The sequence below is a fragment of the Streptomyces sp. TAA040 genome, from assembly GCF_000424845.1.
Genome location: NZ_AUKR01000010.1, coordinates 108,376 through 121,009, shown reverse-complemented (window position 1 = coordinate 121,009; position 12,634 = coordinate 108,376). Strand labels below are relative to the sequence as shown.

Here is a 12,634-nt window from a genome sequence, read left to right as displayed (position 1 = left end):
TTGGGCTTCCTGGACGCCCTGTTCGGCCGACGCAAGCCGGCCCGCCCCGACCTCGAACGGTTGTTCGCGCTGCCCTCCGCCGCCGTCACGCTCCAGGCGGGCGGCGGGTTCGCCCCCACCGGCCTCGGCTCGGTCTGCTTCGCTGGCGTCGAGGGCGGTGCCTTCGACCGCTTGCGGGAGGAGGTCGGGCAGCTCCTGGGTGACGCCGAGTTCAGCCAGGACTCGTTCGGCTACACCTGGGTGGTCTGCCGGCACGCCCCCGAGGACTTGGCCGCTCTCGTGAACGACCTGCACGCGGTGAACACCTCGCTCAAGCACGGTGGATTCGGTCCGCAACTGCTCTGCTCGCTGGTCGGCTTCCGGGACGGCAGCGGGCAGGCGCTGGCACTGGTGTACCTGTACAAGCGCGGCACCTTCTACCCGTTCGCGCCGAAGACGGGCGCCTCGGGTGCGGGAGCGCCGGGTGCCGGTGCCCCGGGCGGGCCGCAGCGGGACACTGCGCTGGAACTGCGGATGCGCGGGCTCCTCGCCGGCGACCTCCCCGTCGAGGAGGACCTCGGCCGCTGGTTCCCCGTCTGGGGCGCCCCCGGCCTGTGACCCGCGTGCGGCTCCCTCCGTGCGCACGGCTCCGTGCGCGCCGCGCCGGGCCCACCGCGCCCGCCGGGCGGGGCCGCCTACGCGGCGCTCAACGGACCCGGCTGCTCAGCCAGGGACTCAGCAGCGGGAAGAGCACCGGCTCGCGGTGCTCCCGGCCCCCGGGCACCGGCACCACGAGCCACCGGCCGGGCGGGAAGCGACGGCTGCGGACGTGGGCGCCGCCCTCGTAGAGGGCCCGGACGAAGGCGGGCACCTCCTCGGCCGCCAGGTCCGGGAACTCCACCCCCTCGACGACCGCTGCGGCGTCACCGTCCGGGTACACGGTCAGCTCCAGGCGGGGGGCGGTCCCGATCTCCAGGAACGCCTCGTGTGGCAGGGAACCGTCCGGGTCGACGGCCGTACCCATCGGCGCGGCGGTGCGCCGGGACACCTGGTCGGCGCCGATGTCGTGCGTCACCCGCGCTTCGTGGCCGTATTCGGCGGCCACGGCCCGGACGGCCGTGACCACGGACTCCGTGCTGGTCATCCGGGGATCGTACTGACGCCGCTCAAACGGGACAAGGCGTACAGTCCGGACCAGAGGGCGTCACCGCGCCGAACGGCGGCAGCGGAGACTGCGGACGGAAAGGACGCCGTCCTCCCGCAGGACGTCAGGAGGCTGAGAGAGATGGCACGCACGCGCTACGCACCGGACCGCGGCCTCACCGGTCGCATGGTCACCACGATGTTCCTGATCGGACTGCTCTACGTCGCGTTGATGGGTGTGCTGATCACCCTCTTCGAGGGTGCCTGGCCGCTCATCCTGCTGCTCACCGGCGGTCTGTTCGTCGCCCAGTTCTGGTTCAGCGACCGCATCGCCGCCTACAGCATGGGGGCCCGCGAGGTCACGCCGCAGGAGGCGCCCGAACTCCACGGCGCGATCGACCGGCTGTGCGCGCTCGCGGACATGCCGAAACCCCGGGTGGCCGTCGCTCAGACCGACGTGCCCAACGCCTTCGCCACCGGGCGCAGCCAGAAGAAGGCGCTGGTCTGCGCCACCACCGGGCTCCTCCGCCGACTGGACCCAAAGGAGCTGGAGGGCGTGCTGGCGCACGAGCTGTCGCACGTGGCCCACCGGGACATGGCGGTGATGACCTTCGCGTCGTTCCTGGGAGTGCTGGCGGGCACCGTCACCCGGGTGGCGCTCTGGAGCGGCATGACGCGCGGGGGAGGCCGGAACAGCAACACCGCGATCATCGCGCTCGTGGTGCCGCTGGTCAGTATCGTCGTCTACGCCCTCAGCTACCTGCTGACCCGCTTGCTCTCCCGCTACCGGGAGCTCTCGGCGGACCGGGGCGCGGCGCTGCTGACGGGCAAACCGTCCCACCTCGCCGCCGCCCTGACCAAGATCACCGGCGAGATGGGCCGGATACCGACGCGGGACCTGCGGCAGGCCGAGCCGTTCAACGCCTTCTTCTTCGCCCCCGCGTTCTCGGGACGGGCCTCCCTCGGACGGTTGCTGTCCTCGCACCCCACCCTGGAGCAGCGGCTCGACCAGCTCGGCCGGATCTCCCGGGAGCTGGGCCGGCTCTGAGCCGGGCAGGGCGGCCGAGGGCTCCGGCGCTCCGTACGTGGGCGCCCGCCGGGCCGTCCCCGTGCCGGGCGAGGGCAGACCGGCGGCGGGAGTGGCGGACCGGGGTCAGCGGAGGCCGAGGGCAGCCGGGCGGTGACCTCTTCCCCTTCCGTCCGCTCCCACACCGCGCCGAGCGCGTCCAGCAGTCGGCACGCACCCCGGTTGCCGCGCGTGGTGGAGGCCAGCAAGCACCGGGCCCCCGGGCCCGTGCGGCAGCGAGCAGAGCCGCCAGCACCTCCGCGCCGAGGCCCCGACCGCGGAAGGAGCGTCCCAGCCACACCCGACCGTCACCGTGCCCGCCTCGCTCGCGAGCGGCTCCAGCCGTGCCACTCCCGCCACCGAGCCCGCCGCCAGCACCGCGAAGGTGCACTCCACCGGCCGATCCGACAGCGAGCGCTCCCGGTGGAAGCGCAGGAACGCCTCCCGGTGCTGCGGCGTCCAGCCCGGGCGGACCGGGCACGGGCGGCATGACCTCGGCCGGGTCGGTGTCCCGCACAGCGGTCAGGAGCAGCTGGGCGAGCAGCGGTTCGTCCAGTTCCCGCACGGGGGCCGGCGCGGCACTCCGGGCGGTGCGGTGGGCGTCCATCCGGACATGATGCCGCGCTGCCGCCGGTTCCTTGTGCGGTCAGAGCCAGCCGTTGCGGCGGAAGGCGCGGTACAGCAGCAGGCAGGCGAGGGCCATCACCGCGACGGCCACCGGGTACCCGAAGGTCCAGTGCAGTTCCGGCATGTGAGCGAAGTTCATGCCGTAGACCCCGGCGATCATGGTGGGAGCGGCGATGATCGCCGCCCAGGCGGAGATCTTCCGCATGTCCTCGTTCTGCCAGATGCCGGCCTGGGTGCTGTGGGCGTTGAGCACCGAGTCAGTCAGCTCCTCGGCCGAGCGCACCTCGCCGGCCACGCGGAGCACGTGGTCCGCGACGTCCCGTAGGTAGGCGTCGAGCTCCTCGGGGAGCTGGGCGGGCGGCCGGGGGGAGACCAGTTCCTTCGCGACCGGTACGAGGGGGAGCACCGCGCTTCGGAACTCCAGGATCTCCCGCTTGAAGGAGTAGATCTCACGGGTGTGGTCGACCCGCTCGGGGGTGAAGACGGCGCGTTCCAGCTTCTCCAGGTCGGCGGAGACCTGGGTGATGATCCGGCCGTAGGTGTCGACCACGGCGTCGGCGATCGCGTAGCCGAGGCCGTAGGAGCCGAACGTCAGCAGACCCGGCTGCTCGGACATCCGGGCACAGGCCGTCTCGGTGGCATCGCTGGGCCCATGCTGCACCGTCACCAGCCAGCGGGACTGCACGAACAGCAGCAGCTCACCGCTTTCGACGTCCCGGGTGCGGGAGGTGTAGCGGAGGGTGCGCAGCACGAAGAAGATCAGCTCTCCGTAGCGCTCGTACTTCGCCCGCTGGTGCGCGTGCAGGGCGTCCTCAGTGGCGAGCGGTGGCAGGTCCAGCGCTCGCGCCACCGGCGCGAGTTCTTCCGCGGTGGGTTCGTGCAGGTGCAGCCACGCCAGGGAGCCCTCGGGGAGGTCGTCGATCCGGGCCAGTACTTCGCCCGGGGAGACCTCGGTGAGCCGCTGGTCGCCGCGGAGCGCGAGATAGCCCTGCATCGCACCATGATCACGGCAGCAGGGCGTCCGCGCAATCCCGCCCGACCCGCTGTCCGGCCCGAATGCCCGGCACCCCGCGGCCCGGGCGGCATCTTCGGGACTACTCTGATCCGGCCTCAGGGCGAGGGCTTCCGGCCCGCGCCAGGATCTCCTCGACGACTTCGGTCTTGGCGTCGGCGTAGTTCTGCAGGTACGCCCATCTCCGCCGGGCCAGCACGCGCTTGGTACGGGCGTACTGGTCCCGGTCCGCCGGGTCGGAGCGCAGCCGGTCGCGGAACGCGCGCATGCGGGCGACCTCCGCGGACCCGGCCGGCAGGACGTGCAGGTTCACGGCCGGGGCGGCACCGGGACGGCGCAGCATTCGGTGCTCGTACCAGTGCGGTTCGCGGATGACGAGCGCGTATCCGGCATTCCCCAGCGCGGGGACGTACCGGGGTTCCTCGGCAGGATCCGGCACGGTGAGCAGGATGTCGAGGATGGGCTTGGCCGGCAGGCCCGGCACGGAGGTCGATCCCACGTGCTCGATCCCGAACGGTTCCGGCCCGAGTGCCCGTCCGATCCGCTGTGCCTCCCGGGCGTAGGACTCGGGCCAGGTGGGGTCGGGCTCGGCCAGCTCCACCCGACCGTTGAGCCGGGGCGCTCCGGCGACATGGGCGGCCTTGATCTGCGCGGGTGTCGAGGGCCCTCGCGACGGCTGTGCAGACGGCGCCTGCGCAGCCCGCCCCTCCGGTGCGGATCGGGACTCCTCGGCTCGGGACGCTTCCACGGGTTGCTCCTCCGGCATGTGTTCTCCTCTCGGTCGGCCCGGTCAGCCCGGTCAGCGGGCCTCCGGAGTGAGCCGGTCCATTCTGCGGGCCCGTACCTCGCGCTCGGCCGCCGCGGCGATGAAGGCGGCTGTCGCCTCCGCTCCAACCAGACCACGGACCGCCCGCACCGTCTCCTCGGGGAGGGTCACCGGTGTCCCGGTGCCCTCTCCCGATGCGGGAGCGGCTCTTGGTCCCCGCTCTGGTACGGGCCTGCCGGCGGTGCTGGGGCTGCTTCCCGCACGACCCGAGCCGTCCGCCTCGGGGTCCGCGGGGTGGCGCCCCGGCGCCGGGGCTTCCGCGGACGGACTGCCGTGCGGGGCCCGGCCTCCGGGTATGGTGGTGTGCAGCCGGTGACGCAGGTGCCGGGTGACCAGGGGCCGCATCGCGCGGGCGAGTTCGGCGTCGACGGTGTGCCGGGTCAGCGGGCGGAGCTTGCGGACCATCCCGGCGGCCTCGTCCGGGTCCGCGTCGGAGGGATCGTCGACCCCGTACCGCGCGAAGACGTGCTCTGTGGTGAAGTCCAGCAGGCTGCCCGCTATCTCCTCGACTCTGGAGCGGAGTTCGCGCAACTGCGCGGTGAGGGCCGCCAGCGGGACGCCGGCGGTGTACAACTCCACCACCACCGCCAGTTCCTGCGGGCTCGGAACCAGGTAGGTGTCCGGGTGCTCCGGCACCGGGACGAGGATGTGCAGTGCGACGGCCTCGGTGACGGCGTCGTCGTCCGGGTGGCCGCCGAAGCGGGAGTCCAGTTCCGCACGGGTCAGCCGCTCCGGCGACTCGTCCGTCCACGGTCCGTCCACCTCTGCCACCAGGCCCAACACTCCGCTCAGGCCGCGTCCGGTGTCCCAGGCGTCCAGCAGTTCCCCGATGCTCGCCAGGCCGTAGCCGCGCTCCAGCAGGTCGGCAGTCTGCCGCAGACGGACCAGGTGGGTCTCGTCGTAGATGTTGGCCCGGCCGCGCCGGGTCGGCTTCGGCAGCAGCCCGCGGTCCTGGTAGGCGCGGATGGTGCGGACGGTGGTGCCGCTGAGGCGTGCCAGGTCCTCGATGCGGTACGCGGCCGTCACGGTGCCCTCCGTCCTCGGGTTCCCGGACCAGCCCCCTGCCCCAGGGGAGGCCTGATCCGGGCGAGGCGCGCCCGCAGGGGGCCGGGTGCCCAGCGGCCCAGCACCCGGACGGCGCGGGCCTCCGGGGTGACTGTCACCACGGCCCGGTTCTGCACGACGGCCCGCAGTACCGAGTCCGCCGCCCTCTCCGGTCGGGAGTTGCGCAGCCGGTAGAGCCGCGCCACCCGGTGCCGCTGCCGCTGCTCGGTGGCCGCGTCGACGCCGACGAACCGCGCGGTGGAGGTGATCCGGGTGTTCACCGGCCCCGGGCAGACCGCCGAGACGCCGACGCGGTGACCGGCGAACTCGGCGCGCAGGCACTCGCTCAGCATCAGCACCGCGGCCTTGGAGGTGCTGTAGGCCGGAAGCGCGAGCGAGGGCTGGAACGCGGCGGCGGAAGCGATGTTCACCACGTGTCCGCCCTCGCCGCGGTCGGCCATCTGCCGTCCGAACAGCCGGCAGCCGTGGATCACCCCCCAGAGGTTGACGTCGAGCACCCGCTGCCAGTCCTCGGTGGTGGTCTCCAGGAAGGGGCCGGCGAGGCCGACACCGGCGTTGTTGACGAGCACGTCCGGTACGCCGTCGTTGGCGGCGACCCGCTCGGCGAGACGCTCCATCGCCCCGGCGTCGGTGACGTCCACCGCCTCGGCGCGGGCCCGGGCCGCGCCGCGGCTCCTGGCAAGTGCGGCCGTCCGGGCGGCGCCGGCCGGATCTCGGTCGACGGCCACCACCCGGGCGCCCGCTGCGGCGAACGCCAGCGCCACCGCCCGGCCGATGCCACCGGCCGCGCCGGTCACCACGACGAGCCGCCCGCCGAACCGCTCCGCGCGCGGCCCGGTGGCGAGGACGCCGCGTTCCGCCGGTTCGCCGTCGGTCGCGGTGGGCTCGTGGGCGCGGACGAAGTCGGCGATCCACGAGGCGAGCAGGGTGGGCCGGGTGCGCGGTACCCAGTGTTTGGCGGGCAGCGAGCGCCGGGTGAGCCGCGGCACCCACTGCTCCAGCCCCTCCGAGAGGGCCGGGAGGAGGAAGGCGTCGTTCAGCGGGGTGACGAGCAGCACCGGCGCGTGGGCGTACGGGTCGGTGCGCGGACGGGCCAGCCGGGCCCGGACGTTGTCGCGGTAGAGCCAGGCGCCGTGCGCGGCGTCCTCGGGGAGGGAGGCCGTGGGGTAGCCGTCGTCCGGGGTGCCCTCGATGCGGCGGACGAGGGTCGGCCAGTGCCGGCCCAGCGGGCCGCGCCAGGCGAGTTCGGGAAGCCCCGGTACCCGGAGTGCTGCGATGTACCAGGACTTGGCTCCCTGCCGGAGGAGTTGGGCGAGGTGCCGGGGGGTGGGGCGTGAGGTGCGCCGGGCGATCCAGTGGCCGAGGTGGTCGAGGGAGGGGCCGGAGAGGGAGGTGAAGGTCGCGATCCGCCCCTCGGTGCGCGCGAGGGTGGCGAACTCCCAGCCCTGGACCGAGCCCCAGTCGTGGCCGACGAGATGCACCGGAGCGTCCGGGCTGACGGCGTCGGCGACCGCGAGGAAGTCGTCGGTGAGCTTCTCCAGGGTGAAGCCGCCGCGGAGCGGCGCGGGGGCGTCGGACTTCCCGCAACCGCGGACGTCGTAGAGCACGACGTGGAGACCGGCGTCCTGGAGGCGGGTGGCGACCGGCCACCACACCTCCTTGGAGTCGGGGTAGCCGTGCACCAGGAGGACAGTGGGGGAGGCCGGATCGCCGGCCTCGGCCACCCGGAGCCGGACGCCGTCCGGGGCCTCCACCCAGCGCTCGCGCGTCGCCTCGGGCGGCGAACCACTCGTGCCCCCACCCGCACCCCCGCCGGAACTCTCCCCGGCCCCGCCCGAGCTGCTCCCGCGCCTCCCCTGCTCGTGCATACGGCTTCCGCTCCCTTCCCACACCGGCGACGGCCACCCGGCGTGACCGCCCGGCGACCGAGATGACACTGTTCAATGTGACAACGCTCGATGGCGGCGTCAAGGGGGTCACCAGGGCTGTGGATACCGTCGGTAACAGCAGTGTGGTCCGTCCTGCGGGCGCACCCCCGTAGGGGCGTGTACGACCTGAGGCTGAGAGGCAACCGACCGCCCGGGCTGACGACCGCTGTGGTGTTCGCCACTACGGTCGTTCCTGTGACTGTGATCGCCACCGAAAGCCTCAGCAAGCGGTACTCACGGGTGACCGCTCTCGACCGGTTGACCGTCGACATCTCACCGGGCGTCACCGGCCTGGTGGGCGCCAACGGAGCCGGCAAGTCGACCCTGATCAAGATCCTGCTCGGCCTCTCGCCCGCGACCGAGGGCGGCGCCCGGGTCCTCGGCCTGGACGTCAGCACCTCCGGCTCCGCGATCCGGGAGCAGGTCGGCTACATGCCCGAGCACGACTGCCTGCCACCGGACGTGTCGGCGACGGAGTTCGTCGTCCACATGGCCCGGATGTCCGGTCTGCCACCCACCGCCGCCCGGGAGCGCACTGCCGACATCCTGCGCCACGTCGGACTGTACGAGGAGCGGTACCGGCCCATCGGCGGTTACTCCACCGGCATGAAGCAGCGGGTGAAACTCGCCCAGGCGCTGGTGCACGACCCGGCACTGGTGCTGCTGGACGAGCCGACGAACGGGCTCGACCCGGTCGGCCGCGACGACATGCTCCACCTGATCCGCCGGATCCACACCGACTTCGGGATCTCCGTCCTGGTCACCTCGCACCTGCTCGGCGAACTGGAGCGCACCTGCGACCACGTCGTCGTCATCGACGGCGGCGCGCTGCTGCGCTCCTCGGCGACCACGGACTTCACCCAGGCCACGGCCTCGGTCGCGGTCGAGGTGACGGACACCGACACCCACCCGGACGGCACCGCCGCGCTGCGCCAGGCGCTGACCGACGCCGGGCTGCTGGTGCAGCCCGCCTCCGCCCTGGAGGGGAACCCGGGCGCCGGGCACGTCCTGCTGGTCGGCCTGGGCGGCGAGAGCACCTACGACACGGTCCGCGACACCGTCGCCGAACTCGGCCTGGGCATGGTGCGGATGGAGCAGCGTCGCCACCGCATCGCCGAGGTCTTCGAGAACAACCGGCCGCAGCACGAGGCGGTCACCGAAGGAGGCGGCAGCGATGCGGTCTGAGTCCACCCCGCCCGCGCCGGGCGGCACCGTCGAGGGCGAACCTGCCGCATCCGGCGACCCGGCGGCCGCCAGCATCCACAACATCGGCTACCGCAGCTACGAGGGCCCCCGGCTCGGCCGCGCCTACGCGCGGCGTTCGCTCTTCGCGCAGTCGCTGCGCGGCGCCTACGGCCTGGGCCGGTCGGCCAAGTCCAAGATGCCGCCGATGATCCTGTTCGGCGTGATGTGCCTTCCGGCGCTCGTCCTGGTGGCGGTCGCGATCACCACCGACGCCAACGAACTGCCGCTCGGGTACTCGGAGTACGCGCTGTGGATGCTGCCGCTGATCGGGCTGTTCATCGCGTCCACGGCACCGCAGTCGGTCTCCCGGGACCTGCGCTTCCACACGGTGCCGCTGTACTTCTCGCGTCCCATCGAGCGGCTCGACTACGTGCTCGCCAAGTACGCGGCGATGGCCGGCGCCATCCTGCTGTTCACCGCGGTGCCGCTGCTCATCCTCTACGCCGGCAGCCTCCTCGCGAAGCTCGGTTTCGCCGACCAGAGCAGGGGCGTGGCGCTCGGCCTGCTTTCGGTGGTCGTCTTCTCCGTGCTGCACGCGGGCATCGGCCTCGTGGTCGCCGCCCTCACGCCGCGCCGGGGCTTCGGCGTCGCGGCGATCATCGCGGTGCTGACCATCCCGTACTTCGCGGTGACCGCCCTCCAGACGATCGCCTACCAGGAGGGCGAGACCGCGGTCGTCGGCTGGCTGGGCCTGTTCTCCCCCGGCTCGCTGATGTCCGGCGTCCAGTCCAAGTTCCTCGACGGCCCCTCCGACTTCATCGGTCAGGTGGTGCCGAGCGACGCCGCCGGAGCCTGCTACCTGCTCGTCACCGCCGCACTGATCGTCGGCAGCCACTTCGCGCTGATGCTCCGCTACCGGAAGGCCGGACTGTGACGATCGCGCCCCACGCACGCAGCCGGTCCGCCTCCGCGGACCGGTTCCCGAACACCGCCGCCCGGCAGGCCGAGGAGACGCGATGAGCACCATCCGAATCGACCACGCGTCCCGCTGGTTCGGGAACGTCGTCGCCGTCAACGACATCAGTGTGGACATCGGCCCCGGGGTGACCGGACTCCTCGGCCCCAACGGAGCGGGCAAGTCCACCCTGATCCACATGATGGGCGGCTTCCTCGCGCCCTCGGTCGGCGCGGTGACGCTGGACGGCACCGCCATCTGGCGGAACGAGCAGGCGTACCGGTCCATCGGCCTCGTCCCCGAACGGGAGGCCATGTACGACTTCCTGACCGGTGAGGAGTTCGTCCGGGCCAACGCGGAACTGCACGGGCTCCCCGACCCGGGCGAGGCATCCCGCCGGGCCCTGGCGACGGTGGAGATGGACTACGCCGCCGACCGTCGGATCTCCACCTACAGCAAGGGCATGCGGCAGCGCGTCAAGATGGCCTCCGCCCTGGTCCACGACCCGTCCGTGCTGCTGCTCGACGAGCCCTTCAACGGCATGGACCCGCGCCAGCGGATGCAGCTGATGGACGTGCTGCGGCGGATGGGTGCGGAGGGACGCACCGTGCTGTTCTCCTCGCACATCCTGGAGGAGGTCGAGCAACTGGCCTCGCACATCGAGGTGATCGTCGCCGGGCGGCACGCCGCGAGCGGCGACTTCCGCCGGATCCGCCGGCTGATGACGGACCGCCCGCACCGCTACCTCATCCGGTCCAGCGACGACCGGGCACTGGCAGCCGCGCTGATCGCCGACCCGTCCACCTCCGGCATCCAACTGGACGGCGACGAGCAGGCACTGCGCATCCAGGCGGTCGACTTCAGCCGCTTCACCCAGGAGCTGCCCCGGATCGCCCGTGCGCACGGGATCCGGCTGCTGACCGTCTCGCCCTCGGACGAGTCGCTGGAGTCCGTCTTCTCCTACCTCGTCACGGCCTAGCAAGGAGCCCACGCGATGCCCACGTACGACCCGACCGTCGCCCGGCTCACCTACCGGGCCCTGCTCGGCCGCCGCCGGGCGCTCATCCTGGCGGCCCTGCCCGCACTGCTGGTGCTGATCGCGGCCGCGGTCCGCGGCTTCGGCGCCGCCGACGACGAAGTGGCGGTGCAGCTGCTCAGCGGTTTCGCCCTGGCCACCATGGTGCCGCTGATCGGCGTCATCGCCGGTACCGGGGCGATCGGCCCGGAGATCGACGACGGCTCGATCGTCTACCTGCTGGCCAAGCCGGTGAAGCGGTCCACGATCATCTTCACCAAGCTGATCATCGCCATCGGCACCACCATGGCCTTCTCCGCGGGACCGATCCTGCTCGCCGGATTCATCCTGGTGGGCGCCAGTCAGCAGATCGCCGTCGCCTTCGCCATCGGCGCGGTCTTCGCCTCGGTGGCCTACAGTGCTCTCTTCCTGCTGCTCGGCACGGTCAGCCGGCACGCCGTGGTCTTCGGACTCGTCTACGCGCTGCTCTGGGAGTCGCTGCTCGGCTCGCTGGTCCCCGGTGCGCGTACCCTGAGCGTCCAGCAGTGGGGCCTTTCCCTGGCCGACGAGGTCGTCGGCAGCGGGGTGAGCATCAACGCCGAGGTCGGGCTGACGACCGCGGTGCTCCTGATCGCGGCGGTGACGGTGGTCGGCACCTGGTATGCCTCGCGGCGACTGCGGGTGCTCACCCTCGCCGGCGAGGAGTGACAGTGAGGATGTGATGTGGCTTCTCCGACGGGTCTGACGCTCGGAGTGACCGCACGGTCCGCCTGCCCCCTGCCCCCTGCTCCGCGTCCGTCCGGTACCGGCGGGTTCCGGACGTCCTCGCGCCCCGGCGCGCGCCTGCGCGGTGTGCGCCGGGGCGCGAGGACGTGCCGTGCGGGCCGGGGGCGCAATACGGTCCGTAGGGGCATCCCCGTGACACCGGGCACCGGTGCGCAGTTGTACGAGGCGCACTGACACCCGTTCGAGGGGAACCGCTCCATGACGCCGACCACGTCCCACCGCAGAACCGCACACGCCGTGACGGGTGCCGCGCTCGCGGCCGCGCTGGCCGCCGTCCCCGCGCAAGGCGCGTTCGCCGCCGAGGGGCCGGAGCGGTCCGTCCGCGGCCACGCCCCCTCCTCCGGGGGCTGGCAGAAGGACGGGCTCCGGCTCGACGCCGAGCAGAACCGCGCGGTCGACGCCTTCCTCGACCGCGCCGAACGGGCCGAGCGGCACCTCAGCCCGCAGATCCGCACCGTCGCCGCCTGGAGTGGCGCGGAACTGGTCGGCTTCGACCAGCGGTTGAAGACCCCGGACTCACTGAAGCGCAAGGTCGCCGGCTGGCTCCGCGCAGACCCCGACCAGACGGTGCACGAGGCGCTGGGCGACATCAACGACTCGGTCCGCTACACCTTCCAGTGGCCGGACGAGCAGTACACCGAAGGCGCCCGCTCGGCCTCCGCCACGCTGGCGGCCTGGGGGCACGGGAACAGCCGCTGGAGCAACACCTGGCGCAACCGGGACAGCGACAAGGCCATCAACTCCGCCTGGCGGGACGCAGACTCGGGGCACACCTTCGAGATCCAGATGCACACGCCGGTCAGCTTCCGGGCAGCGAAGCTGACCCACCCCCTCTACGAGGAGCAGCGGCTCCCCGACACCCCGCCGGAGCGGGTGGCGGAGTTGAAGGAGCGGCAGGCCCGGATCTTCGCCGCCGTCCCGGTACCGGCCGGGGCCGAGCGGCTCACCGGGCCGGGTGTGCGGCCGGAGCCGGTGCCGGACTCCCGGCCCGTCCCGCTGCCCGCACCCGTCGGCTGAGCTGCGTGCACCGGGTCCGGCGCCGCTCGC

12 protein-coding genes are annotated in these 12,634 nt (G+C 72.8%); 7 read left to right on the top strand and 5 right to left on the bottom strand.

Translation table 11 applies throughout. The features are described 5' to 3' along the window. Window positions 1-597, top strand: coding sequence for a PspA-associated protein PspAB (pspAB, locus tag H300_RS0110720; protein ID WP_028427426.1), 597 nt, complete (start codon window positions 1-3; stop codon window positions 595-597). Between the two features lie 88 nt (window positions 598-685). Here the strand turns inward: pspAB and H300_RS0110715 are convergent, their stop codons facing one another. Beyond that, entirely contained in the window at window positions 686-1,123 is a 438-nt protein-coding gene (locus H300_RS0110715) for a hypothetical protein (RefSeq protein WP_028427425.1), read from the bottom strand. A gap of 141 nt (window positions 1,124-1,264) precedes the next feature. On the opposite strand from H300_RS0110715, the gene htpX reads away from it, so the two are divergent. Beyond that, window positions 1,265-2,170, top strand: a complete 906-nt coding sequence (gene htpX / locus H300_RS0110710; RefSeq protein WP_028427424.1) for a zinc metalloprotease HtpX — start codon at window positions 1,265-1,267, stop codon at window positions 2,168-2,170. A 664-nt stretch (window positions 2,171-2,834) separates the two neighbouring features. Here htpX and H300_RS26225 read toward each other — a convergent pair. The 4 genes from H300_RS26225 to H300_RS26220 form a co-directional block, all read right to left on the bottom strand. Further along, a complete protein-coding gene (locus tag H300_RS26225; protein WP_051269913.1) occupies window positions 2,835-3,809 on the bottom strand; it encodes a magnesium and cobalt transport protein CorA in 975 nt (324 codons plus the stop codon). A 100-nt stretch (window positions 3,810-3,909) separates the two neighbouring features. Continuing rightward, window positions 3,910-4,575, bottom strand: coding sequence for a GrpB family protein (locus H300_RS0110700; RefSeq protein WP_486583696.1), 666 nt, complete (start codon window positions 4,573-4,575; stop codon window positions 3,910-3,912). 51 nt (window positions 4,576-4,626) lie between these two features. After that, the gene (locus tag H300_RS0110695; protein ID WP_028427422.1) at window positions 4,627-5,679 is read right to left on the bottom strand and encodes a MerR family transcriptional regulator; all 1,053 of its coding nucleotides are present in this window, start codon (window positions 5,677-5,679) and stop codon (window positions 4,627-4,629) included. After that, window positions 5,676-7,586, bottom strand: coding sequence for an SDR family oxidoreductase (locus H300_RS26220; RefSeq protein WP_078515889.1), 1,911 nt, complete (start codon window positions 7,584-7,586; stop codon window positions 5,676-5,678). Before H300_RS26220 ends, H300_RS0110695 begins: the two co-directional genes overlap by 4 nt. A gap of 255 nt (window positions 7,587-7,841) precedes the next feature. Here H300_RS26220 and H300_RS0110685 point away from each other — a divergent pair, with 255 nt between their 5' ends. The 5 genes from H300_RS0110685 to H300_RS0110660 all read left to right on the top strand — a co-directional run bounded on the left by H300_RS0110685 (window position 7,842) and on the right by H300_RS0110660 (window position 12,604). After that, window positions 7,842-8,831: an ABC transporter ATP-binding protein gene (locus tag H300_RS0110685; protein WP_486583695.1), complete on the top strand. Its 990-nt coding sequence runs from the start codon at window positions 7,842-7,844 to the stop codon at window positions 8,829-8,831. Continuing rightward, window positions 8,821-9,765 (top strand): ABC transporter permease subunit, encoded by a 945-nt coding sequence (locus H300_RS0110680; RefSeq protein WP_078515887.1) that lies wholly within the window; start codon window positions 8,821-8,823, stop codon window positions 9,763-9,765. Before H300_RS0110685 ends, H300_RS0110680 begins: the two co-directional genes overlap by 11 nt. 82 nt (window positions 9,766-9,847) lie before the next feature. Next, window positions 9,848-10,765 (top strand): ABC transporter ATP-binding protein, encoded by a 918-nt coding sequence (locus tag H300_RS0110670; protein WP_028427419.1) that lies wholly within the window; start codon window positions 9,848-9,850, stop codon window positions 10,763-10,765. A gap of 15 nt (window positions 10,766-10,780) precedes the next feature. Next, the gene (locus H300_RS0110665) at window positions 10,781-11,509 is read left to right on the top strand and encodes an ABC transporter permease subunit (RefSeq protein ID WP_028427418.1); all 729 of its coding nucleotides are present in this window, start codon (window positions 10,781-10,783) and stop codon (window positions 11,507-11,509) included. Between the two features lie 276 nt (window positions 11,510-11,785). Continuing rightward, window positions 11,786-12,604 (top strand): hypothetical protein, encoded by an 819-nt coding sequence (locus H300_RS0110660; protein WP_028427417.1) that lies wholly within the window; start codon window positions 11,786-11,788, stop codon window positions 12,602-12,604. Window positions 12,605-12,634: the final 30 nt, after the last annotated feature.